Origin of the sequence: Nocardia sp. NPDC050710 (assembly GCF_040654375.1) — a bacterium.
In the GTDB taxonomy this organism is placed as follows: Bacteria; Actinomycetota; Actinomycetes; order Mycobacteriales; family Mycobacteriaceae; genus Nocardia.
Window position 1 is genome coordinate 1 of record NZ_JBFAHV010000035.1, and the last position, 23,956, is coordinate 23,956.

General features: G+C 65.7%; 17 protein-coding genes. 10 read left to right on the top strand and 7 right to left on the bottom strand.

Going from position 1 to position 23,956, the window contains the following annotated elements; all coding sequences use genetic code 11:
* Positions 1–407: 407 nt before the first annotated feature.
* Together AB0H61_RS36060 and AB0H61_RS36065 are read left to right on the top strand one after the other, a co-directional pair.
* Complete coding sequence (locus AB0H61_RS36060) at positions 408–7,004, top strand: PA14 domain-containing protein (RefSeq protein WP_357312611.1); 6,597 nt, start codon at positions 408–410, stop codon at positions 7,002–7,004.
* Between the two features lie 160 nt (positions 7,005–7,164).
* Complete coding sequence (locus tag AB0H61_RS36065; protein ID WP_357312613.1) at positions 7,165–7,599, top strand: hypothetical protein; 435 nt, start codon at positions 7,165–7,167, stop codon at positions 7,597–7,599.
* A gap of 117 nt (positions 7,600–7,716) precedes the next feature.
* On the opposite strand, the gene AB0H61_RS36070 is transcribed toward AB0H61_RS36065, so the two are convergent.
* The 4 genes from AB0H61_RS36070 to AB0H61_RS36085 form a co-directional block, all read right to left on the bottom strand.
* The gene (locus AB0H61_RS36070; RefSeq protein ID WP_357312615.1) at positions 7,717–8,709 is read right to left on the bottom strand and encodes an LLM class F420-dependent oxidoreductase; all 993 of its coding nucleotides are present in this window, start codon (positions 8,707–8,709) and stop codon (positions 7,717–7,719) included.
* A 406-nt stretch (positions 8,710–9,115) separates the two neighbouring features.
* Entirely contained in the window at positions 9,116–9,721 is a 606-nt protein-coding gene (locus tag AB0H61_RS36075; RefSeq protein WP_357312618.1) for a hypothetical protein, read from the bottom strand.
* Between the two features lie 168 nt (positions 9,722–9,889).
* Positions 9,890–10,330 carry an IclR family transcriptional regulator C-terminal domain-containing protein gene (locus AB0H61_RS36080; protein WP_357312620.1) on the bottom strand — a complete coding sequence of 147 codons (441 nt, stop codon included), beginning with the start codon at positions 10,328–10,330 and terminating at the stop codon, positions 9,890–9,892.
* Between the two features lie 32 nt (positions 10,331–10,362).
* Positions 10,363–10,551 (bottom strand): helix-turn-helix domain-containing protein, encoded by a 189-nt coding sequence (locus AB0H61_RS36085; RefSeq protein WP_357312623.1) that lies wholly within the window; start codon positions 10,549–10,551, stop codon positions 10,363–10,365.
* 228 nt (positions 10,552–10,779) lie between these two features.
* On the opposite strand from AB0H61_RS36085, the gene AB0H61_RS36090 reads away from it, so the two are divergent.
* The 3 genes from AB0H61_RS36090 (at position 10,780) to AB0H61_RS36100 (ending at position 14,412) form a co-directional block, all read left to right on the top strand.
* Complete coding sequence (locus AB0H61_RS36090) at positions 10,780–11,289, top strand: hypothetical protein (protein ID WP_357312625.1); 510 nt, start codon at positions 10,780–10,782, stop codon at positions 11,287–11,289.
* A 379-nt stretch (positions 11,290–11,668) separates the two neighbouring features.
* Positions 11,669–13,033 (top strand): magnesium transporter, encoded by a 1,365-nt coding sequence (gene mgtE / locus AB0H61_RS36095; RefSeq protein WP_357312628.1) that lies wholly within the window; start codon positions 11,669–11,671, stop codon positions 13,031–13,033.
* A 506-nt stretch (positions 13,034–13,539) separates the two neighbouring features.
* Positions 13,540–14,412: a dioxygenase gene (locus AB0H61_RS36100; RefSeq protein WP_357312728.1), complete on the top strand. Its 873-nt coding sequence runs from the start codon at positions 13,540–13,542 to the stop codon at positions 14,410–14,412.
* 49 nt (positions 14,413–14,461) lie between these two features.
* On the opposite strand, the gene nrdF is transcribed toward AB0H61_RS36100, so the two are convergent.
* The 3 genes from nrdF to AB0H61_RS36115 form a co-directional block, all read right to left on the bottom strand.
* Complete coding sequence (gene nrdF, locus AB0H61_RS36105; protein WP_357312630.1) at positions 14,462–15,424, bottom strand: class 1b ribonucleoside-diphosphate reductase subunit beta; 963 nt, start codon at positions 15,422–15,424, stop codon at positions 14,462–14,464.
* Positions 15,425–15,769: 345 nt separating this feature from the next.
* A complete protein-coding gene (locus AB0H61_RS36110) occupies positions 15,770–16,840 on the bottom strand; it encodes an ABC transporter substrate-binding protein (RefSeq protein ID WP_357312632.1) in 1,071 nt (356 codons plus the stop codon).
* A 71-nt stretch (positions 16,841–16,911) separates the two neighbouring features.
* The gene (locus AB0H61_RS36115; protein ID WP_357312634.1) at positions 16,912–17,709 is read right to left on the bottom strand and encodes a VOC family protein; all 798 of its coding nucleotides are present in this window, start codon (positions 17,707–17,709) and stop codon (positions 16,912–16,914) included.
* 347 nt (positions 17,710–18,056) lie between these two features.
* Between AB0H61_RS36115 and ctaD the strand changes: the two genes are divergently transcribed.
* The 5 genes from ctaD to AB0H61_RS36140 all read left to right on the top strand — a co-directional run bounded on the left by ctaD (position 18,057) and on the right by AB0H61_RS36140 (position 23,840).
* Positions 18,057–19,799, top strand: coding sequence for a cytochrome c oxidase subunit I (ctaD, locus tag AB0H61_RS36120; protein ID WP_357312637.1), 1,743 nt, complete (start codon positions 18,057–18,059; stop codon positions 19,797–19,799).
* Between the two features lie 131 nt (positions 19,800–19,930).
* A complete protein-coding gene (gene serB / locus AB0H61_RS36125; protein ID WP_357312731.1) occupies positions 19,931–21,160 on the top strand; it encodes a phosphoserine phosphatase SerB in 1,230 nt (409 codons plus the stop codon).
* A 218-nt stretch (positions 21,161–21,378) separates the two neighbouring features.
* Positions 21,379–21,840: a protease inhibitor I42 family protein gene (locus AB0H61_RS36130; RefSeq protein WP_357312640.1), complete on the top strand. Its 462-nt coding sequence runs from the start codon at positions 21,379–21,381 to the stop codon at positions 21,838–21,840.
* Positions 21,841–22,644 carry an aminoacyl-tRNA hydrolase gene (locus AB0H61_RS36135; RefSeq protein WP_357312642.1) on the top strand — a complete coding sequence of 268 codons (804 nt, stop codon included), beginning with the start codon at positions 21,841–21,843 and terminating at the stop codon, positions 22,642–22,644. It begins immediately after the preceding gene.
* Between the two features lie 362 nt (positions 22,645–23,006).
* Complete coding sequence (locus AB0H61_RS36140; RefSeq protein WP_357312643.1) at positions 23,007–23,840, top strand: ABC transporter ATP-binding protein; 834 nt, start codon at positions 23,007–23,009, stop codon at positions 23,838–23,840.
* The last annotated feature ends 116 nt before the right edge of the window (positions 23,841–23,956 follow it).

Consider the following 23,956-nt stretch of genomic DNA (forward strand, 5'->3'; position numbering starts at 1 on the left):
AACCCCTCCCATCCACCGCGACGCCACGCCGCACGCGGGCATCCTCGGATGAGGCAACGAAGGGATTACGCGGGCATTTTCGATGAGTCAACGCGGGGTATTGACACTTCGCGCCTCATGGGTGAAGCTTTTAGCAGCGCTATATTTGTGCGCTCTTCCCCGGGGTATCCCCGGAACTATCCCAACGGCAAGGTGTTTCGACACTGTTTGCCATACCCGTCTCCCTCGAGCCCTCGATCCGCGTGAGGATCGAGGGCTCGTTCGACGGGTTCTGCTGCGGCGCACAGGCGTCGCGATCCTCTCCCGGCTCCTGAGTGAGGAGCGGGCTCCACGTTTACTGCGATCCCAAGCCTGGTACAGGGCTTGGGATTTTTCATGTCCAGACAGTGGAAGGGCAGCCAAAACTCATGTCCAGCAAGGAAATCGTCGAATCCATTCGCTCCGGAAATTTCCGCCGGCACTCGAAGTTCATGAAGAGTGGTACGGGACAGCTGTTCACGGGTCCCCCTGGTTGGGGAAGCCGCCGGTGGCCGCGTGCGCTGTTCGGTTCATGGCTGCGCATAGGCGCGGTTGCCCTCGCCATCCTCTTGGTAGCGACATTGGTGCACGTAGTTGTTTCGTCACGGGGTACATCGGATCCGCTGGATGTGCGCGATGTGCCGCTCTTGTCGTCACCGGACGGTCAGAAACTCCGCAATGAGTCCGAATTTTCTACTCCGGCAGCCGATTTCGGGCCGTTGATGGGCATTGGCGCGGCGCCAGCCGGCCATTCCAGCTTCGACTCGGCGACTTCCACGGAAACGGGTCGCTCGGAATATGCGGTGGAGTACACCAACAACGACGGCACGCATTCCGTGGTGCTGTCCCGGAGCCCGGTGAGCGCGCCCGACGGCAATGGCGGTTGGGCAGCGGTCGACACCCGTCTCGTCGAGCAGCCGGACTCGCAGCGGGTCTCCGCGGCGCATACCGGTGTCGGTGTGTCGTTTGCCGATTCGGCTGATGCGGCGGCGTTGGTGCGGATCGAGCAGCACGGTGCCGAGATCACCATGGCGCTGGAGGGGGCCGACAAGTCTCGTCGCGAGGTAGCCGATTCGACGGCGACCTACAGTGATGTACTCCCCGGAGTGGACCTGAAATACGAGGTGACTCCGGAGGCGGTCAAGGAGTCCCTCATCCTCGAGTCCGCGTCCGCGGCCGCGCAGGGACGTTGGGTGTTCACCCTCGGCGCCGTTGGGTTGACGCCACGACTGAACGGCAATTCCGTCGAATTCACCGACGCTTCCGGATCAGTGGTGGCCGCATTGCCGCCGATCCAGGTGTGGGATTCGGCGGGAACCATCACGGGCGGCACATATTCCCTTGACCGCCAAGGTGATTCGTGGCGTCTGGTGGTGGCGGTCGACTCGGCGTGGTTGACCGCTGCCGAGCGACAGTTCCCGGTGGTGGTCGACCCGACCTACACATTCGGATTCGGCCTGCAAGCCGAGACGATTGCCTACCTGCAAGGCGCAGCTCCATGCACGGCCGAGGATGACTGCGGTATCCGTACTGGCAACGCGCGAACTGTGCAGGGCCAGAACGCCTTCTGGCGCACTGCGATTCGCTACAACCTCCAGCCGCTCGCAGGCAAGACCATCACCGGTGCGCGTATGGACCTGAGGCTCGCCGCCCCGTTCGCGGAAATGAAGCCCGCCTCGCAGGTGACCCTGTATCAGGCGACCTCGCCGTTAGGTTACGGTGCGCTCGGCCCGGAGTTGGCGTCGGCCAGCATCGGTGAAAACGGTTCGCTGAGCACATCGGCGTTGACGAACCTGATCGGTGACCGTGTCAAAGCCACCGACAAGAACCTGTGGTTCATGTTGGGTGGTACCGAAACCGACACCTACTCCTACAAGCAATTGCAGGCGGCGTTGGTCGTCGACTACAGCGACGGTGGCACTCCCGCGGCTGGTCCCCAGGTGAACATGGTCGCCCCCGTCGAGGACGCGGTCGTCGCGACCGACACTCCGACGCTGGAGGCCAGTGCAGCGGCAGCCGGCACCCTGTATTGCTTCAAGATTTCAACTGGTTTCGATGGCCGCTCGGGCAGCGTGGTCGATTCCGGCTGCCTCAACACACCCAAATGGATTGTCCCCAAGGACGTTCTGCGCGATGGTGGCCGCTACTCCTGGACAGTAGCGACCGTGTCCTCCTCCGGGGCGACGCCGACGCCGTCGAACTGGGTCGGACACTTCACCGTCGACAAACGCATCGGTCGACCGGGGCCGGCGCCGACCGACGAGGTTGGGCCGGTCGAGGTCAACCTGTTCAACGGCAACCTCCATACAGAGGCTGCAGGGCCCGTGTTCGAGGCGCTTGGCGGGACTGCGGGAGTGACGTTCTCATACAACTCGCGGCAGGGCGGAGACGTGCACGGTGTGCGGGCGTCGTATTTCAACGATGCCGACCACAACGGTGCCGCGGACGCGGCTCCGGTGATGGTGCGCACTGAATCGCAGGTGAATCTGGACTGGGGCAACATCTGGAGCAACGTATCGGAAAACCTTCCGTGGAAGGAAGATCCGATGCCCGCCGCATTGGACAAGCAGTGGTTCGTCGTCCGGTGGGAAGGCCACTTCCGGGCCCCGGTGACCGGTGATTTCAGCTTTGCCGGCAGTCATGCCGACGGTGCGAAGGTCTGGGTCGACAACAATGTCGTCTACGACAGCCCGAACGCTGCCACGGTCGGCACGGATTTCTCGACGGCGACTGCGAAGAAGAGCACGGATGTGTCGTTGACCGCGGGGCAGCGGGTGCCGATCAAGATCGAGTTGTATCACCGCTCGACTGACAAGCCGCGGATGGTGTTGTGGGCCAAGAGCACCACTGGTACTACCCAGCGCACCCACAACTGGAATCCCCGGATCGTGACGACGGATTTGCTGTTCGCACAGGATCCTTCACCCCTGCCTGGTGGATGGACGCTGGGGTTGATGGACAGCGGCTACATCGAAGCCGAGATGCTTGATGGGTCGGTCGTGCTCACCGATGCCGCCGGCGGCAAACACACCTGGGTCAAGTCCTCGGCCAGTGGTTACATCCCGCCCAAGGATGAGGACGGTGTTCTCGCTGTCGATGCTGGTGGCCGCATTTCGGTCACCGAGAACGGTGTGGTGTCGGTGTTCAACGTCGACGGCACGCTGGCTGCGGTGTCGAAGGTGGAAGACAGCAAGAAACCGGCGTCGCTGCAGTACCTCTACAGCGGGACGCCAGCACGGTTGACTCAGATCAAGGATCCGGTGTCGGGCCGGTCGCACACGTTGTTCTACAACACCGACAACAGCAACAACTGCTACGGCGGAGCCACATTTCCCACCGGCGCATATTCGGCACCGGCCCAGAAACTGTGCCGCATCAGATACTGGGACGGCACCGAAACCCGCCTCTGGTACATCGTCGGGGCACTCGGCCGGATCGAGAACCCCGGTTCCGAAATCCGGGACTTCAGCTACTCGAACCTGGAAGCGGCGAAACTCGATTACGACCAGGCCGGCAATGACACCGAGAAGAAGCTCAAGGCGATGGACAGTGTCGGGTCGCTGAACGAGATTCGTGACAGCTTGGCTGTCGATTGGCAGGCCACACAGACGTCGTTCTCCGGCAACACCGAACGCACCCTGATCGAATACGACTCCTTCGTCGACGATCCTCAGCGGCCGCCACATTCGCGGGCGATCCGGGTCACCGCGCCAGCGGCGGACGGCCTTACACTCGCGCCCCGGTTAGCGCATTCCTATCGATATGACCTTCCTGGCAAGAAGGCATACGTCGATGTCGCCGGGATCAATACGCTCGGTGTCCGCACCATGAACTGGGACGATGCCGGCCGCCAACTCACCAGAACCGATGCCGCCGGAGACACCGTCAGCTCCGAATGGAACGCGAAAGACAAGCTGACAGCCTCCGTCGACACGACCGGTCGGCGCACGACATTGATCTATGATCACGCGAACCGGATGACCGACAGCTACGGTCCGGCGCCTGCGGCCTGTTTCAACGGGCAAGTGCCGAAGCCCGAATGTGCGGCAACGATGCCGCACCTCCACAACGGGTATGACGAGAATCTGGTCGGTTTGGAGGCCGCGTTCTACGACAACCCGTTCCTGGCGGGTATCCCGAAGGAATGGGCGACCGGTGTCGGCTCCGGCGACGGCAGCCTGGCACGTACCTGGGGCTCGACCCCGCCCGTCGCGAACAGTGATGGCTGGTCGGGCCGGTTCATCGGCGAGCTTCAGTTCCCTAACGCCGGCGAGTACAAGCTCGGGTTCACCGTCGTGGACGGTGTCCGGTTGTGGATCGACGACGTGCTGATCATCGACAGCTGGACCGACAAGGCTGCCACCGCTGTCACCGGCACCTACACCAACACCACATCCGCTAGCTGGCATCGCGTCCGGGTCGATTACTACAACCGCAGCGGCACGACCGGTGCACTCGACCTCACCTGGACACCCCCGGGTGCCGGTGCCGCTGTCACCGTGCCGGGTCAGAACCTGCAACCCCGCTACGGACTCGAGACCAGCCAGGTCACCTACAACACCTCCGGTGGCGATGTCGAACGGGCACCGTCGAAGAAGAACGCGACCGGCTACTCGGATCCGGCCAACGGTATCGATCCGGTGTTCGGGCTAGCGGTGTCCACGACCGGTGATCCGGGCGGGATGAACCTGACCGGCCGCAAGTTGTTCGAGCAGCCCGGCCAGGGGTTCTTGCGCCAACTGGCGGCAGCGTTGCCAGCCGGCGACCTCACCAACATCGACAAGCGTGGCACCTCCACGTACTACGGGGATAGCGAAACCCGAGCGAACCCGTGTGATGCGAACTCCGCGGCCGTCAGTCAGGGCGGCCGAGTCAAAACCGTCCGTGCCTCGAAGAACGCGGACGGGTCGGTCAACGTGCTCGAGACTGTGTACAACGCCGCGGGCCGTATTGTCGCTGTGAGGACTAACACGGAGCCGTGGTCGTGCCTGAGCTACGACGCTCGAGGCCGTACCCACACGAAGTCGTTCCCGGCGATGGGTGACCAACCGGCCCGCACCATCACCTATGACTACGCCGTCGGCGGTGACCCGCTGAAGAAGAGGGTTAGCGACGAGAGCGGATCGACCACCACAGTCGTCGACCTGCTCGGCCGGATCGCCTCCTATACCGACGCCAACGGCGTCACCACCACCACCGGCTACGACGCTGCCGGACGCAAGACCACGGAGACCACCACGGTCAAGGGTGTCACCTCCACCCTGAACCTCCACTGGGACGACGCATCCCGTCTGACCCGCCTGGACCTGGACGGGACCACCGTCGCCACCCCCGGCTACAACGCGGGGATCCTGCAGAGCGTCGCCTACGGCAACGGATCGAACCTTGCGATCACCTACAACGACGCTGGCTCGATGGTTACCTTCGCCTGGAACGCACCTGGTTCCACGGTCACAAGTGCGGTGACCCGCTCTCGTGACCAGCGCATCACCGATGAAATCATCACTGACACTGCCAATGGTGGTGCCACCTACAACTTCGCCTACGCCTACGACCGTGTCGGGCGCCTAGTCACGGCCACCGTGCCGCACCACCAGTTGACCTACACCTTCGCCACTGACGATGGCTGCGGGCCGAACAAGAAGGCGGGGTTGAACACCAACCGCACCGCCTTCTCCGACAGTTTCAACGGTGGCCCAGCGACCACCACCAGCTACTGCTACGACGACGCCGACCGGTTGTTGTCCACCAGCGGGGCCACCAATCTGTCGTTCACCTACGACAACTACGGCAACGCGATCACAGTCGGTACCGACACCCTCGGCTACGACTCCACCCGCCGGCACATGTCCACCACCACCACCGCTGGCCGCTCGGTCCACTACACCCGCGACGTGAACGACCGCATCACGGCGCGGTCGGTGCAGGACAATGCCAACCCGGCACAGGTGACCCGTTATGGTTTCACTGCCGACTCCGGTGGCCCCGACTTCGTCCTCGACGGATCGGCGAACCTGCGTCAGCGTGTGCTGAAACTGCCCGGCGGTGCCGTGCTCACCAAGAACTACGCCCAGAGCAACACCACCAACTGGTCCTACCCCAACATCCACGGCCACATTCTGTTCACCGCCGAGGGTACCGGCGCCCGCACCGGCCCGATCCACCTGTACGACCCGTTCGGTCAGAACATCGACCCGGTCACCGGCGCCTTCGGTGATATCCCGATCCCGGCCACCGCCGAGGGCGGCATGGACTTCGGATATCTCGGCCAGCACACCGTCCCCATCGAACACGTCGCCAGCCAACAAGCCCTCGAGATGGGAGCCCGCACCTACTTACCGATCCTCGGCCGATTCCTGCAAACCGACCCCATCCCCGGAGCGTCAGCCAACAGCTACGACTACGTCAACGGCGACCCGATCAACGCTCTTGACCTCACCGGCGAAGGGCCCGTCGGGCCCGCTATGCCTGATCCCCGCAACCTCGGGGGCGGAGGCGTATGGCCAGGAGGAGCAGGAGGAGCAGGCGGAGCACGAGGAGGCGGACGGGGGCCGAGTAGTAGCGGTGGCGCAGGCGGCGGCGCGGCCCAAACTTTCGGAAGCAACAACAGCAAACCTGACACGCCAGGACAAGCAAAAGCGCCAACGCCGCAAGCGAATCCTGCCCAGGCAAATGCCGGGGGCCCGGCAGTTCACCCAAGGGTGGCAGGTGAAGGATCGGGCGCTCCCGCGTCGAGAGGCTCGACAGGCCGGACCACGCCAATCGATGACGTCGAAAGAAAGGTCATGGCGGATGCCAAGGCAAATCCCGACAAGGGGGTGGAGCAGCCGAGGGTGAATATGACAGATACGAAGAACCGATTTCTAGCAGAAGACGGTTGGGTGAAAATGGAGTATTGGGATCAGCAGAATAACGTAGTCATCCACTACGTGTACAACAAAAATACTCAGGTCTATGATGACTTCAAATTTGTAGACCACGAATAACGCGCCTCCCTGGAGTCGCCCTTCGTAAAACGCGGACCCCGCGGGAGTTTCGGAATCGTGTGAGACAACGACGCGTGGTCGTGAAATGGATTCAGGAGTAGTATCACTGTTTCGGATGGCTCGTGACGATGGCACGAGAAGTTCGCTGTAGTTAGGAGAGGTGGGAGAGTCGATGAGGGTCCTGTGCATCGGGTCGCGCGGCAGTGATCTTTCGGAAGAAGTAATTCGAAACACCGGGAACACGCCGAACACGATATTTCCGGTGATTGTTGGAGTCGAGTACACCGTGCGCGGGATTCTACTGGGAACAAATGGCAGGCTGAACGTTATGGTCCTGGGCGGGCACGGCTGGCCGACGTGGTTTCCGATAGAGCTGTTCGTCGTTGTGGACGGTGAGCTTCCTTCGGGATGGGAATTCACCGAGATCGACAGCGGGGGAGGTTCGGTGCGTGCACTCTGGGGATATCCGACGCTTATCCGAGATACTCGCCACTTGGACGACCTCTCTGATCGGAAGAAACCAGCGCGGGAGGCTTTCCTGCGAGAGTCCGGAGTGAGCGGTTGGGACGAGGAGACCCGGAGATTTATCGAGTGAGTGTCAGCCCCTCGGACTCTCCGATGCCGGATGTGCCGGACGGTGTAGTGGTGCTCCGCATGGGTGAGGCACCACGACACCGGCCAGCTGCGTCACCAATCTCTCAGGTCGGTACTCCTACGCCAGCGCGGGCGCGCTCTCGCGTTCGAACAGCTCGATCCCCGAGGTGTCGTAGGCCGCCTCGGGGAAGTTGAGGATCGCGTAGCCGAGGCCGAGATCGCGTACCCGGCCGAGGTTTTCGATGACCTGTTCGGGGGTGCCGACCGCGGCGCTACCGCGGAAGAGGTCGTCGATCTGGGCCCGCGCGCGTTCGGCGCCGACGAACGGGGTGAGCCGGTCCGTCAGTGCCCGCAGCCGTTCCTCGACCTCGGCCTCGGTCGCGCCGATCGCGGCGTTGAAGTTCGACGAGCGCACGATCGCGTCGAAGTCGGTGCCGACATCGGCGCAATGGGCGCGCAGCAGCTCCGACTTGTGCGTGAACTCCTCCGGGTTGCCGCTGAAGTTGGTGTACTGGGCGTACTTCGCCGCGATCCGCAGCGTCACCTTCTCGCCGCCGCCCGCGATCCATAGCGGAATGCCGCCGTCCTGCAGCGGAAGGGGTCGGACGATGGCGCCGTCGACCTGGTAGTGCTTGCCGTCGAGGGTGGCCTCACCCTTGGTCCAGGCCTGCCGGAAGATCTGTACGCCCTCGTCGAGACGGCCGAGCCGGTCGCCCGCCGACGGGAAACCGTAACCGTAGGCACGCCATTCGTGCTCGTACCAGCCACCGCCGATACCCATCTCGACCCGGCCGCCGGAGATCAGGTCCACCGTCGCCGCGACCTTCGCCAGATAAGCCGGGTTGCGGTAGCTCATCGCGGTGCACATCTGTCCCAGCCGAATCCGCGAGGTGGAGGCCGCGAACGCCGACATGAGCGTCCACGCCTCGTGCGTGGCCTCCTCGGTCGGCACCGGGACGGTGTGGAAGTGGTCGTAGACCCACAGCGATTCCCAGGTCTCGCCCGCGTCGACGCGTTGGGCCAGATCCCGCATCACACCCCACTGCGACGCGGGATCGATGCCGACCAGATCGAGCCGCCAACCCTGCGGGATGAAAATGCCGAAACGCACAGAAATCTCCTTAGTGTGTGTAGCTCACAACCTGGTCCCGGATCGGCCGCCGAGCGACGCGCGGTCGCGGGCCCGAAACACTGTCGCGGGTCCGCGCGCTCGGGGCAATAGTTCGACGCCGCGTGCGTGCAATACGAGGGTAGGCCGGTCGGGCGAGCAGGTGGCCGCCAGGACCGCACGAGTGGACCGGCCGGGCAGGCGCGCCCGGCCGGTCGTCGTGCTACGAGCCGGCAGCGCCGCCAGCTCACGCATGGTCGGACGTGCAGCGCTGCGACCGGCCGATGGACCCAGCCGAGCCGGATCGTCGATACCACCGAAATGGTCCGGCGCCCAACGCCATCCGAGTCGGCTCATCCGGTGATCGAGTTCGCCCGGTGCCGGACCGGCAGGGTCCCGGATCAGGCATTCACTGGCATTGCGGGGGTAGGCCACGAGACGTCGGCCGATCCGGAGCCACTTCACCCATATATGGGGGCTCGGTGGGACCGTAGTTGTCGTAGGCGCTGATGCGTAGCTGTTCGGGCGTGGTGCCTGTGCCGTCGCGGAGTATTGCCACGATCGCCGTCGCGATTTCCTCACGCTGGTCATCGGCGGTATGCCGCCATCCCGTCCGCCATTCGCGGGCAACCTCCTCGAGCCGGTGCTCGCCTACCTCGGCGTCTCGACCCTCGACCGCGGGGTGCTCGGAACCCGGCACGGGCCACCACAATGATGAATCGAGTGGCCGCCAGCCACCGTTTTCGTAGTCACGCACCTGTCCGAACAACATCGTCCGCTGCAATCGCAGCACCGACCGAACTCGATCGGCCACAGCCGGGTCTTCGGGCACCGTCAGCCCGATACCGATACCTTTGCCATCGGCAAAGAACAGGATTCGCTGTCCAGTCGCGGTGTCCCGCAACTGGACGGTCTCACCGTTGCGGGGCCACACCACTTCCCCGTCGTCGTCCCAATCCGGATACAACACCAACGGAATTCGCGCCAGCAGCGTCTCCCAGCTGTTGTCGGTCATGTTCGCTCCCCTCGTCATCGCCACCGACAACCTAACGGTACGGACCGACAGCTACCGGCAGGACGAAGCTGCCGATCCTTCGCCTCCAACGTCACCGATCCGACTCGACCACCGGACGAGACTCGGCCCAGATCGCCGGAATCCGCGAACAAATCGGGATGGTTCGATCTACGGCATTGTGCCGGAGCGGTTCTGGACGACCGCGCCGATGCGCACGGCGATCTGGCGCATGGCGGGCAGGATCTCACGGATCAGCTCGTCGTTGAGCCGCGCCGAGCGCGCCTGCACGCTGAGGGCGCCCCAGACCTGCCTGCCCGGGCTGAAGACCGGTACCGCGATGGCCCGGATCGGATCCTCGTCCTCGAATTCGTCCAGGGCGAAACCCTTGCGCCGCACCAGATCCAGATCGGTGCGTAGGCCGCTGTCCGCGGCGGAGTAGGCGAGCAGGGCGCGTCCGGCGGCGCTCGAGCGCAGCGGCTGACGCGACCGCGGTAGCTGATGCGAACAGAACAGCACCGGTGGTCGCGCCTGGCAGACGGTCACGGCATCGCTCGAGTCGGCGACGACGAGGTTCGCCGTAATCTTGATGCCCGCGGCCAGCGCGTACATATGCGGCGCGGCCGAGTCGACGCCGAGCCGGGTCAGGCGGGCATGGCCAGCGTCGCCAGACCGTGGCCGACCCGGTAGCGGTCGGTGAACGGGTCCTGTTCCAGCAGACGTCCGCGTACCAGCGCCTGTGCCAGCCGGTGCGCGGTACTGACCGGAACGCCCGCCAGATGCGCCAATTGGCTGATCGAGAGTTCCGGATCGTCACCCTCGAAGCAATTCAACAGGTGGATGGCCCGCTCGACGGCCTGGGATCCCGAACGTGGCTGTCGGTGTCGGCCATAGCGTCGTCCTCGTGTTCCGGGTCCGGATGCCCCGGACCTGGCGAGAACTGTCCAGGATCTCCGGCCCGCGGGCAATGGTTCGGCGCTCGGTGCATCTAAATGTCCGGCGCGTGCGGTCATCGAAATTCGGTGGCCCCGCCGTGCGTTGTGGGTCAAGCTGAAGTCGTTATGAACACTGAAGAACAACCCCGGCTCGGCGTGGACTTCGGCCGGGTCATCCAGGGGGCGGCGCTGGAACCCGGCGCCGCGGACACCGTATTCCTGTCCGGGGGATTCGACGAGGCCATGCGAACACCGCCGAGCCCCAACGCATTCGAGGTACTGACCCGGCTGGTCGACCACTTCGAGGGCCGCGCCTGGGTGATCTCGAAATGCGGTCCGCGCGTTCAGGAGCGCACACTGCGGTGGCTTGATCATCACGACTTCTACGACCGGACGGGCGTGCCGCGCGATAATGTCCGCTTCTGCCGCAAACGGGTCGAGAAGGCGACGCACTGCGCCGAGTTGTCGATCACACATATGATCGACGATCGGATCGAGGTGCACCGCGCGCTGCGCGGGTTGGTGGCGCACCTGTATCTGTTCGGCGCGCAATCGGGGCCCGCGCCCGAATGGGTCCACCCCACTCCCACCTGGCCCGATGTCGAGGACGCCGTGATCGGCGGTTTCGCGGCCTGACCGGCGCGGCATCGGAATTCGCGGCGGCCGCGGGGTGGATCGGCGCCGTCGTTGCGGTGAATATCGGGCGCCGTTCGGTCACAAAACGGTCGCGTGGGCGAACCATCGGTTCAGCCCATGTATCCTTCCTGAGGAAGCTGTGCGCCGGTCCGGATCCCGGCGGCGCATTAGGAAAATCTGCAGTGGTGACGGCCCTGCAGCGGTATCGAGGAGGTGGGGCTGCATGCGCAGCGAACCTCCCAGTCGAAGGCCGCGCGGCGTCGCCCCTTCGTACTGACCGAACTTCTTTCTCTCGCTAATCGGTCGTGGGTCGGCGCCCGCGGTGTGACTTCGTGCTATCGATTCACCCGTTCACTCGCCGCTGTGCTGAGGACCACCCATGTCGCAGACCGATCTCATCGAAGTACGCCCGACGCTGCCCGAATCCCTGCGGGACATCGTCGAGAGCCACCGTGTCGACGCCGCGCTCGATTGGCTCGGCACCCACCCACCCCACGTCATCGCGGACCAGCTCGCCCGCATGGATGCCGTGCAAGCAGGCATGGCCTTCCGGCTACTGGACAAGGATCTCGCGCTCGCGGTCTTCGAGGAGCTCGAACCGATCGACCAGCAGCAGATCCTGCAGGGCCTGCGCGATCAGAGCTTCCGCGACCTGGTCGAGAATATGGACCCCGACGACCGGGCCCGCATGCTGCACGAAGCGCCCGCCAAGGTCGCCAAGAAGGTGCTGGCGGGTCTGAGCCCGCGCGAGCGCCGGATGACTGCCGCGCTGCTCGGCTACCCGGAGGGCTCGGTCGGGCTCTACATGACGCCGGAAGTCGTTGCGCTACCGCGTAATCTGACCGTCGCCGAGGCGCTGCAAACGGTGCGCGACAAAGGCTCCAATGCCGAGACGGTGTACACGCTGCCGGTGGTGGACGCGGGTCGTCGCCTGATCGGCATTGTCGAACTGCGCGAGCTGGTGCTCAGCAAGCCGGACACCATGGTCTCCGAACTCGTGGTGACCGAACCCGCATTCGTGCGGGCCGCCGACTCGGCGGAGCGGGCCGCGCGGCTGATGCGCGAGACCAACGACCTCAACCTGCCGGTGGTGGACAGCGAGGATCGGCTGGTCGGACTGCTCACCATCGATGACGCGGTCGAGGTCATCGAGGCCGCCGACAGCGAGGATGTGGCCAAGCAGGCCGGATCCGCGCCCTGGGCCGGGCACTATATGGCGGCCGGGGTATTCCAGCTGGCGCGCTATCGGGCGCTGTGGCTGCTGCTGTTGCTGCTCGCGGCCACCCTCACGGTCAGTGTCACCGACTTCTTCGAGGGCACCCTCGAGCAGGCCGCCCACCTCGCGCTGTTCATCCCGCTGCTCATCGGCGCGGGCGGCAACGCGGGCGCCCAGGCGGCTACGGCGTGTGTGCGTGCGGTGGCCGTCGGCGAGGTCCGCGGGTCGGATCTGCTCAAGGTGATCTGGCGGGAGTGCCGGGTCGGGCTGGTACTCGGTGCGATGCTGGCGACCGCGGGCGTGATCATCGGAGCGCTGTTCGTCGGCGCGAAGATCGCGCTGGTCGTCGGCATCACCCTGGTACTGATCTGCGGGTGGGCCGCCACCATCGGCGGCACCATGCCCCTGTTGGCCAAGAAGTTCCGGATCGACCCCGCGGTGGTTTCGGCGCCGATGGTGACCACCCTGGTGGATGCCACCGGTCTGATCATCTACTTCACCACCGCCAAGCTGGTGCTCGGCATCTGACAACGCCGGTGGGCCGCGCCGACAGTGAAGGTGGGCTCACCTCGGGTCACATTCGGCTGGTCGGCGGCGGGCGCGGCCACCCCCGAGGGGGCCGCGCGACCACGCGGGGGGTCCGCGTCGGAGAGCGCGGTGCGGCCGGTATCCGGCTCGGCACCGTGTCGGATTCCACGCGGCAGCTGGTCGGGGCGGTCGGTACCAGTTCCCCGGCGGTGGCGCACGTGTCGGCGCCGAGTGGAGCGGGGGTCACGTCGAGCCTGAGGTCGAGGGCCGTGGGGGAGGGCGGCCCTCGCCTCACATCCGCTGGTGAGCGATCGCGACTCGCGACGGCGCGTCGCTCACAGCGGACTCGCAGCGGTATCCCAGACTGTGCCGAGCGACGGTGTACAGGATCGATCGCGGACGATACGACGGCGGCGAAAGGACCGGTTGTGAGCGCAGAACCCGCGCACCGCGGCGACCATGGGGTGCACGAGCACGATCTCGGGCTGGCCCATGATCTGAAGGTGATGGTGTCCCGGCGACGGGCGCTGGTGTTCCTCGGCGCGGTCGGGACGGCGACCGTCGCGGCCGGATGCTCGTCGATATCGAATTCGACGCCCACGAGTACAACCGCCGATGCCGCGGCGTCGACCACGACCAGCGCCCCGGGCGCGGTGGAGGCGACGCCTCAGGAGACCACGGGGCCCTACCCGGGTGATGGATCCAACGGACCCAACATTTTGATCGCATCCGGTGTCGTCCGCTCCGACATCACGACCAGTTTCGGATCGTTTTCCGGTGCCGCGCAGGGTGTTCCGATGAAGCTCGAGCTGATACTGCGCGATCTGGCGCGAGACGGGGCGGCGGGTGCGGGCATGGCCGTCTACGTCTGGCACTGCGACCGGGAGGGCCGGTATTCGCTCTACGACCTGGGCGCGATCGACCAGAACTACCTGCGCGGTGTCCAAGTCGCCGACGAGTCCGGCACCGTCACCTTCACCTCGATCTTCCCCGCCTGCTACAGCGGGCGCTGGCCGCATATCCACTTCGAGGTCTACGACTCGCTGACCTCCGCCGTGGCGGGCTCGAACGCCCGCCTCACGTCACAGATCGCCCTGCCGCAGGACGTGTGCGAATCCGTCTACGCCTACGACACCGGATATGCCGCCAGCCCCCGCAATCTGTCCGGAGTCTCCCTGTCCTCCGACAATGTCTTCGGCGACGGCTGGGACGCCGAATTGGCCACCGTCTCCGGCGCCCCCGCCTCCGGCCTCACCGTCTCCCTCACCATCGGTGTCGCCGCGAAATCCCAGAACACCGCGAAATCTCAGAACCCCCAGCCCGGCAACGGTTCCGGACGTCCCCCGGGTCCGGGCGGCCCGCCCCCGGGCGGCCGGTAGCCCCGAACTCGACGCTGCCGCCGTCGGTCGGACGGCGGCAGCGCGGTACTCAGAAGTCCCAGTCCTCGTCCTCGGTGTTGACCGCCTTGCCGATGACGTAGCTGGAGCCGGAGCCGGAGAAGAAGTCGTGGTTCTCGTCGGCGTTCGGGGACAGGGCCGACAGGATGGCCGGGTTCACTTCGGTTTCGTCCTTGGGGAACAGGCCCTCGTAGCCGAGGTTCATCAGCGCCTTGTTGGCGTTGTAACGGAGGAACTTCTTGACGTCCTCGGTGAGGCCGACCTCGTCGTAAAGGTCCTGGGTGTACTCGACCTCGTTGTCGTAGAGCTCGAAGAGCAGCTCGAAGGTGTAGTTCTTCAGCTCCTCGCGCTCGGCCTGGCTGACCAGTTCGAGACCGCGCTGGTACTTGTAGCCGATGTAGTAACCGTGCACGGCCTCGTCGCGAATGATGAGGCGGATCATGTCGGCGGTGTTGGTGAGCTTGGCCCGCGAGGACCAGTGCATCGGCAGGTAGAAGCCGGAGTAGAAGAGGAAGCTCTCCAACAGGGTGGAGGCCACCTTGCGCTTGAGCGGATCGTCGCCGTTGTAGTACGCGAGCACGATCTCGGCCTTGCGCTGCAGGTTCCGGTTCTCCTCGGACCAGCGGAAGGCGTCATCGATCTCGCGGGTGGAGCAGAGCGTGGAGAAGATGGAGCTGTAGCTCTTCGCGTGCACCGACTCCATGAACGCGATATTGGTGAGCACCGCTTCCTCGTGCGGGGTGAGCGCGTCGGGGATCAGGCTGACCGCGCCGACGGTGCCCTGGATGGTGTCCAGCAGCGTCAGGCCGGTGAAGACCCGCATGGTGAGCTGCTTCTCGTCGGCGGTGAGGGTGTTCCACGAGGGAATGTCGTTGGATACCGGGACCTTTTCCGGCAGCCAGAAGTTGCCGGTCAGCCGATCCCAGACCTCGGCGTCCTTCTCGTCGGGCACCCGATTCCAGTTGATGGCCGACACCCGATCGATCAGTTTCATCCTGCCTCCACACCCTTTCACCGAGCACGTTGCCGTCACGGAAGTCCTATCACCGAACACTACTACTAGTGGGTGACAAGTCCATGCAGCACAACACCTTGTGTCGTGGCGAGGGGTGTCACCTGGTTGAAAACGTCGGTGAGCCCCGCCCGCGGCAATCTATTGTGCGGCACGCGCGCTCGCGTGGACACAGCGGTCTCGGCCCGGTGTTATCGATCGCTCACCGTTTGCCCAGTGGCTATGCATCGGGTGGTCGAGTGGTCTGCGTATCGAACCGGATTTGCCCGCCGCTGATCGCGTGATCATGGGCTCGCGATACAGCCGCTGGACGGCGGTCCCGGCAGATCAGTCGGTGACGTAACCGTTGAGGGTGCCCTGAAGATCGGTCAGGAGGGCGCGCGCGGCGGTGAGGCCGTTGCCGTGCCAGACGGAATCCTCGATGGCGAAGACGCGACGGTCGGTGGCCGCGCCGAGTTCCTTCCATTCGTCGGTGCGAAGAACCTTCTCGCCGTAGGTCTTTCCGTCCTCGCCCGCGAAGTCGACGTAGATGATGTCGCCCTCGGCCTCGGTCGCGAGTTCACCGGTCCGCACGTCGATGGAGGGGCCGCGCTGCGCGGCGGGACGCTGCACGCCGACATCGGCGAGGACCTGTCCGGCGAAACTGTCGCTGCCCTGAATCTCGATGGCATCGGAGGTGAAGCGCAGCACCGAGGCCTGACTCTGGTTGGCGGCGAGGGCATTACCGGTATTCCGGGCCTCGGCGCGGTAGTTCTCCAGTGCGGTGGTGGCGGCGGTACGGCGGTCCATACCGGAGCCCAGCGCCATGAATTCGGCCTGCCAGCTGTTCGGCGTGCCGACCAGGACGGTTGGGGCGATGGCCCGCAGGGCATTGAAATTCGCTGTGCCCGTGGGTAATCCGCCGAGAATGAGATCGGGGCGCAGTTCGGCGATCTTCGCGAGATCGGGTTGCGCGGCCGAGCCGACGCCGGGGATCTCGGTGACGCCGTAGCCGAGGTACGCGGGATGCGGACGGGGTCCGTCGGAGGTCACCGCGCCGACCACCCGCTCCCACAATCCGAGCGCACAGGTAGCGTCGAGCGCCGAGGTGGTGAGCACGACGATGCGCTGCGGATCGGCGGGAACCTCGGTGACGCCCGCGGCATGGGTGACCAACCGGGTGCCCGCGGTCTGATCGGGTGCGGTCGGCAGCGCACACGCCTTGGCGGTGTCGCGCTCCAGTCCGACCACACCCGCCCCCGCGATATTCGTGGTGGTGCGGATGATCGAACTCGCGTCGTCGGTCTGATCGGCGCAGCCTGCCACGAGTAGCGCGGCGCACGCCGCGGCGACGGCGGCCATGCCGTATCGAGTGGCGGTTGTGCGGTTTCGGGTGCGGACGAGAGCGCTCACCGGCATGCGGGTGAGGGTACATTGCCCGGCCGCCGGGCTCCGCGCTGGCGGCCGGGGACGCTATGTCGCGTGAGCACTCAGGCCACGTCGCCACCCAGATGGAAGCCGGCGCCGGTGATGTCGGCGACCGCGGCCACCCGGCCGTAGGGGGTGTCCTCGGCGGGGGACAGGATCGTGCCGCCCAGTTCGACCACCTTCGCGACCGCCTTGTCCACATCGTCCGCGCCGAAATAGACGGTCCACCCCGCGGGTGCGCCTTCGGGCAGGAAGCCGGACGCGTCCATCACCCCGCCGAGCATCGGGCTGGTGGAGTGAATCGTGGTGTAGCGGAAACCCGGCGCCTCGGGCATGGCGAAAGTGTCGTTCCAGCCGAAGACGTCGCGGTAGAAGTCGAGCGAGGTCTCGTAGTCGCGGGTGCGCAGCTCGAACCAGGACGGGGCGCCGTCGTGATCGCGCCACTTGCCGTCGTTGACGATCGCCGCGGTCTCGATCCCGCCGAAGCTGCCCGCCTGCCAGATGCCGACACCGGCGCCGCCCGGATCGCCCAGTACCGCCATCGCGCCGAGATCGCCCACATCCATGGGCGGCACGACGACGGTGCCGCCGTGCGCGGTGGCCGCCTCGGCGGTCGCGCGCGCGTCGGCGGCGGACAGGTAGACCGTCCACTGGTCTGGGCCTTCGACGCCGCCTTCCATTTTGCCCATCCCGCCGGCGACGGCCTTGCCGTCCTTGCGGAAGGTGATGTAGCCGCCGAATTCCTCGCTGGCCCGCTCGGCGGTCCAGCCGAAGAGTTCGCCGTAGAAGGCGATGCTGCGATCCGGATCGGCGGTGTAGAGGTCGACCCAGACCGGGTCGCCTGCCTTCGGTTGCGTCATGGTGGGTATCTCCTCGCAGGTGGGGTACCGCGGTGGGAACAACGGGCCCGGAGGCGACAGTCTGCGTAACCACGGAGGGCCTGTGAACACCGCGAATGGTTGCTTGCATGGATAGAGACGGCCGCCACGGCGGGAACTCATCGGTGCACGCCAGTCGGGTTCCGCGGGTCGGATGGTGCTTTCACGGCATCAACGAAATACGACAGAGAGTAGGACCCGTGCGGAACGCGGGGGCAGCACCGTTTACGATCTCAGAAGCGCAAGCGAAGTGTCGTCTGTTCCGGTAACGGAATGGAGGCGAGGAGCGGAGCCTGCGGAGCGACCTACAGGCATCTTCAGGAGGATCAGTGACTGCGGTAGAGCCCAGACCAGTCCCTCAGTTGGAAGCGACTCGACCGTATCCGGCTCGGACCGGGCCGAAGGGTTCTTTCCTGTACAAGATGGTGACCACGACCGACCCCAAGGTCCTCGGCACCATGTACCTGGTCACCGCGATCAGCTTCTTCATGATCGGCGGCCTGATGGCGCTGCTGATGCGTGCCGAATTGGCGCGCCCGGGCCTGCAGTTCCTGTCCCCTGAGCAGTTCAACCAGCTGTTCACCATGCACGGCACGATCATGCTGCTGTTCTATGCGACCGCGATCGTGTTCGGCTTCGCCAACATCGTGCTGCCGCTGCAGATCGGCGCCCCCGACGTCGCCTTCCCGCGTCTGAACGCCTTCAGCTACTGGCTGTACCTGTTCGGCGGCACCATGGCGACCGCGGGCTTCATCACCCCCGGCGGCGCCGCGGACTTCGGCTGGACGGCGTACGTGCCGCTCACCGACATCCTGCACTCGCCGGGCGTCGGCACCGACCTGTGGATCCTGGGCCTGGCCGTCTCGGGTCTGGGCACCATCCTCGGTGGCGTCAACATGCTGACCACCGTGGTCTGCCTGCGCGCGCCCGGTATGACCATGTTCCGGATGCCGATCTTCACCTGGAACATCGCCGTCACCAGCGTCCTCGTGCTGCTCGCCTTCCCGCTGCTGACCGCGGCGCTGTTCGGCCTGGCCTACGACCGTCACCTGGGCGGCCACATCTACGATCCGGCCACCGGCGGCATCCTGCTGTACCAGCACCTGTTCTGGTTCTTCGGACACCCCGAGGTGTACATCATCGCGCTGCCGTTCTTCGGCATCGTCTCGGAGATCTTCCCGGTCTTCTCCCGTAAGCCGATCTTCGGTTACACCACCCTGGTCTACGCGACGCTGGGCATCGCCGCGCTCTCGATCGCGGTGTGGGCACACCACATGTACGCCACCGGCGCGGTGCTGCTGCCGTTCTTCTCGTTCATGACGTTCCTCATCGCGGTGCCGACCGGCGTGAAGTTCTTCAACTGGATCGGCACGATGTGGCGCGGTCAGCTGACCTTCGAGTCGCCGATGCTGTGGTCGATCGGCTTCCTCGTGACCTTCCTCTTCGGCGGTCTGTCCGGCGTCATCCTGGCCTCGCCGCCGATGGACTTCCACGTGTCCGACACCTACTTCGTGGTCGCGCACTTCCACTACGTGCTCTTCGGCACCATCGTGTTCGCGACCTTCGCGGGTATCTACTTCTGGTTCCCGAAGATGACCGGCCGCATGGTCGACGAGCGCCTGGCCAAGTGGCACTTCTGGGCCACGTTCGTCGGCTTCCACACCACATTCCTGGTGCAGCACTGGCTGGGTAACGAGGGCATGCCGCGCCGGTACGCCGACTACCTGCCCAGCGACGGCTTCACCACGCTGAACACCATCTCCACCATCGGTGCCTTCATCCTCGGCAGCTCGATGCTCCCGTTCATCTGGAACGTCTTCAAGAGCTACCGCTATGGTGAGGTCGTCACCGTGGACGACCCGTGGGGTTACGGCAACTCGCTGGAGTGGGCCACCAGCTGCCCGCCGCCGCGGCACAACTTCTACGAGCTGCCGCGTATCCGGTCCGAGCGTCCCGCCTTCGAGTTGCACTACCCGCATATGGTGGAGCGCATGCGGGCCGAGGCACACGTGGGCTGGGGTTCCGGCAAGCACGCGACAACCGTCCACGAGGGCGCTGTAGCAACGAAGTAGCATTCTCTCCGATGAGTGTGCACCTGCTGGTCGCCCAGCGGGTGCACACTCGTTTGGTGAGGTAGGCAGGTCCCGAACGGTAGCGACAACGGCGACGCGGCGCAGGGAGAGGCATACAGAACTTGGAGCACATCGACTTGGCTGACACCATCGTTCTCGTCACCGTTACCGGCCCCGATCGCCCCGGTGTGACGTCCGTGCTGCTCGCGGCGATGTCGCGACACCAGGTGAGTTTGCTCGATGTGGAACAGGTGGTAATCCGCGGCCGCCTCACACTCGGCGTCCTGGTCACCTGCCCGCACGACCCCGAGGCGTTGCAGGACGAACTCGAAGAGGCGATGAATACCGTCGGCATGTCCGTCGACGTGGAGGTCGACGCGCAGATCGGCAGGCAGCCGATGTCCACCCACGCGGTGGTCATCCTGGGCAGCCCGGTCACCGCGCGGGCGTTCAGCGCCGTCTCCCGTCAGCTGGCGACGCTCGGCGCCAATATCGACACCATCCGCGGTATCGCCGACTATCCCGTGACCGGGATGGAATTGCTGGTCACCGCCACCGATACCGGCGCGGACACCGATTCGCGGCTGCGCACCGCGCTGGCGGAGGTCGCGGTGGCCGAACAGGTCGATGTCGCGGTGGAGCGCGCCGGGCTGGCCCGCCGGGCCAAACGACTCATCGTCTTCGACGTCGACTCGACCCTGATCCAGGGTGAGGTCATCGAGATGCTGGCCGCGCACGCCGGGGTCGAGGAGCAGGTCCGCGAGGTCACCGAGGCCGCGATGCGCGGCGAGATCGACTTCGCCGAGTCGCTGCGACAGCGGGTGGCGACGCTGGAGGGCCTGGACGAATCGGTGATCGACGAGGTGGCCGACCGGATCGAGCTGACCCCGGGCGCCCGCACCACCATCCGCACCCTGCGCCGGATCGGTTTCCGCTGCGGCGTGGTCTCCGGCGGTTTCCGCCAGGTCATCGAACCGCTCGCGCACGATCTGGAACTCGACTTCGTGCAGGCCAATACGTTGGAGATCAAGGACGGCAAGCTGACCGGCCGGGTCGTCGGGGAGATCGTCGACCGGGCGTTCAAGGCGACCGCCCTGCGCAAATTCGCGGCGGAGGCCGGGGTCCCGATGGAACAGACCGTCGCGGTCGGCGACGGCGCCAACGATATCGATATGCTCAATGCGGCGGGTCTCGGCGTCGCCTTCAATGCCAAGCCCGCCCTGCGTGAGGTCGCCGACGCGGCCCTGTCCCACCCCTATCTGGACGCGGTCCTGTTCATTCTCGGCGTCACCCGCGACGAGGTGGAAGCCGCCGACGCTCGCGACGGCGGTGTGCGCCGGGTGCCCCTCGTCGGCGGCTGACAGCGGGCGCCACCCGGTCGGGCTCAGCCATCCGCGCCCGGGTGAGCTTCCCGGTGTTGCGATACAACGCTTCTCGTTGACGGTGAACGAATCCTGATGCCGGACCGGATCGATAATGGTTCGGTCCCCCGGATAACGTCCCGGAGTTGCTCCACGATTACCCGGTGCCCGAGTGGGTAGGCTTGGGCGAGTTGATCATTCGGTGGAGCGGAGGGTTCGTGCGGAAATCCCTTGTGGTGCTGGCGCTGCTCGGTCTCGGTCTCGGCGTCGCCGCCTGCGGGAGCGACGGCGAATCCGACCATGTGGGCCACAGTACGTCCGGCGCGCCGACGACCACTCCGGCGGCGGATGGCGCGGTCCGGGTCACGGAGTCCGACAGTGGCCGGGAGCGTAGGCTGGCAACCGGTCAGCGACTGATCGTGACCCTGCCGTCGAATCCGTCCACCGGTTATTCGTGGCGACTGGGTGTCCTCGATCAGGGTGTGCTCCGGCAGGAGGGCGAGCCGGATTACCGCACGAATTCCGACCGGCCGGTGCTACCCGGCGCGGGCGGCAGCGAAACCTGGGTTTTCACCGGGAATGCGGCGGGCGTCGGCCGGCTTGTTCTGGAGTACGTGAGGCCCTGGGAGCACGGTGTGGAGCCCGCACAGAAGTTCGCATTGACGGTCGAGGTGAAGTGAATGAGTATCCCGGAAATCAGCGCCGAACTCCGGGACGGCAGCGACACGGTAGCCGACGAATTGTCCACGGGTATCGAGGGATTCCGGCACCGGCACGCGGAATTGGCCCTCGGTTACGGCGGTGCGGGCGACCCCGGTGACCCGGATCTGGTGCAGGCCATGCAGATGGTGTTGCACCTACCGAAGGTGGATCCGCCGCCGCGCAGCGCCCTGCTCGCGGCCGCCGCGGCCGCCTCGGTGGCGGTGTGCCTCGATGAGCGGGTCGGCCCCGGCGGGCCGTGGGAGCAGCGGTACCTCGCGTGGAAACGGTCGCGCATCCGCAAGGTGGCGCGGCGGGCGCGCGGCGCGCAGTGGCTGGCGGCGAACGAAGTGGACGGGGTCACCGTCGAGATCGATGGCGCACAGGCGCGCGCACTGGTGCCGAGCGCGGTCGTTGACGTCGATCCGCGCATCAAGCGGCTGCAGATCGGCGGCACCGACCTCGAGCACGACAAGCCTGGTGCGCCGGACCCGGAACTGCCGGTGCTGTGGGTGAATTCGGCGCTCGGTATGACGTTGGGCAAGTCGGCGGCGCAGGTCGGCCACGCGAGTATGCTGCTCGCCGGTGCGCTATCGCCGGAGTCGGCGTGGCGCTGGGCCGAGCGCGGATTCCACTGCTCGGTGCGGGAGGCCGATGCGGAGCAATGGCGGTCGCTGGCCGCGCAGGTCTCCGCCGGTTCCGCGGTGGCGGTGCGCGACGCGGGTTTCACCGAAATCGCGCCCGGCTCGCTGACGGTGATCGCGCGGCCCGCGGAGTCCTGGTGATGGTCGCCCGTGAAATTCCGAAAGGGGTGATTACGGCGTTCGGTCCGCCTTATTCCCGTAACTCTGGTGTGGGTCGGGTAAATCTGGGTAAATGTGACGAAACAGGACTGCCCCCATTGCTTCTCCGGAGGACGTCACGATGTTCCTACTGATGCTGATTCTCGCCGGGTGGGTGGTGCTCTCACTTCCGCTGGCCTTCATCGTCGCCCGGATGTTCCGAACCCAGGGTGGTCCTCCCGCTGATAGAGCGCGGTCCGGCCGCGTGGCCGATGGCACCCGACGGGTCCGTTCGCGCGGCCGAATGCCGCGATCGGCACGGCCCGCGTGGGTCGGTCGGACATCCACCGCGCATTTGGTCCAAGATGGAGCGCGTGCCGCAACCGGATCCCGATCTGCTCATTGATTTCACCGATGTGACCATCCGACGCTCGGGACATACCCTCGTCGGTCCGGTCACCTGGCAGGTCGAGCTCGACGAACGCTGGGTCGTGCTCGGACCCAACGGCGCGGGCAAGACCTCCCTCCTGCGTATGGCCGCCGCCGAGGTGCATCCGACCTCCGGTATCGCACATCTGCTCGGCGAGGTGCTCGGCAAGACCGACGTCAGCGAGCTACGTCCGCGCATCGGGCTGTCCTCCGCGGCGGTGGCCAGCCGAGTGCCACGCGACGAGAAGGTAAGCGACCTGGTGATCTCCGCCGGTTACGCGGTGCTGGGTCGCTGGCGCGAACGCTACGACGACGTGGATACCGACCGCGCCATCGACATGCTGGAAAGCCTGGGCGCCGAACATCTCTCCGACCGCACCTACGGCACCCTGTCCGAGGGTGAGCGCAAGCGTGTGCTGATCGCCCGCGCCCTGATGACCGATCCGGAACTGCTGCTGCTGGACGAACCCGCCGCCGGTCTGGATCTGGGCGGACGCGAGGAACTGGTCGAGCGACTCGGCGATCTGGCCTCCGATCCGGACGCGCCCGCCATGGTTCTGGTCACCCATCACGTGGAGGAGATCCCACCCGGTTTCACGCACGGTCTGCTGCTCAACGAGGGTGAGGTCGTATCTCAGGGCCTGCTGACCGACGTCCTCACCTCGGAGAATCTCAGCGACGCCTTCCGTCAGGCGATCACCCTGAACCGGGTGGATGGCCGCTACTTCGCCCGCCGTTCGCGACGGGCCGGTAAACACCGCTCGCGGTGAAGTGAGCGTCGGTACCACTTGCGGTGATACAGGCGTGAGTTGGTGTAGGCGTGAGCAGTGCGGTGAGTGGGCGTGCGTGCCGCGCGCGGCGGTGTAGGCGTGAGGATTGCTTGCGA

Coding starts and splice junctions, on each gene's coding strand:
- AB0H61_RS36100 (WP_357312728.1), top strand. CDS start 13,540: ATGGTGTCCCGGCGACGGGCGCTGGTGTTCCTCGGCGCGGTCGGGACG.
- AB0H61_RS36075 (WP_357312618.1), bottom strand. CDS start 9,721: ATGACCGACAACAGCTGGGAGACGCTGCTGGCGCGAATTCCGTTGGTG.
- AB0H61_RS36140 (WP_357312643.1), top strand. CDS start 23,007: ATGGAGCGCGTGCCGCAACCGGATCCCGATCTGCTCATTGATTTCACC.
- AB0H61_RS36080 (WP_357312620.1), bottom strand. CDS start 10,330: ATGTACGCGCTGGCCGCGGGCATCAAGATTACGGCGAACCTCGTCGTC.
- AB0H61_RS36135 (WP_357312642.1), top strand. CDS start 21,841: ATGAGTATCCCGGAAATCAGCGCCGAACTCCGGGACGGCAGCGACACG.
- AB0H61_RS36090 (WP_357312625.1), top strand. CDS start 10,780: ATGAACACTGAAGAACAACCCCGGCTCGGCGTGGACTTCGGCCGGGTC.
- AB0H61_RS36110 (WP_357312632.1), bottom strand. CDS start 16,840: ATGCCGGTGAGCGCTCTCGTCCGCACCCGAAACCGCACAACCGCCACT.
- AB0H61_RS36115 (WP_357312634.1), bottom strand. CDS start 17,709: ATGACGCAACCGAAGGCAGGCGACCCGGTCTGGGTCGACCTCTACACC.
- nrdF (WP_357312630.1), bottom strand. CDS start 15,424: ATGAAACTGATCGATCGGGTGTCGGCCATCAACTGGAATCGGGTGCCC.
- AB0H61_RS36060 (WP_357312611.1), top strand. CDS start 408: ATGTCCAGCAAGGAAATCGTCGAATCCATTCGCTCCGGAAATTTCCGC.
- mgtE (WP_357312628.1), top strand. CDS start 11,669: ATGTCGCAGACCGATCTCATCGAAGTACGCCCGACGCTGCCCGAATCC.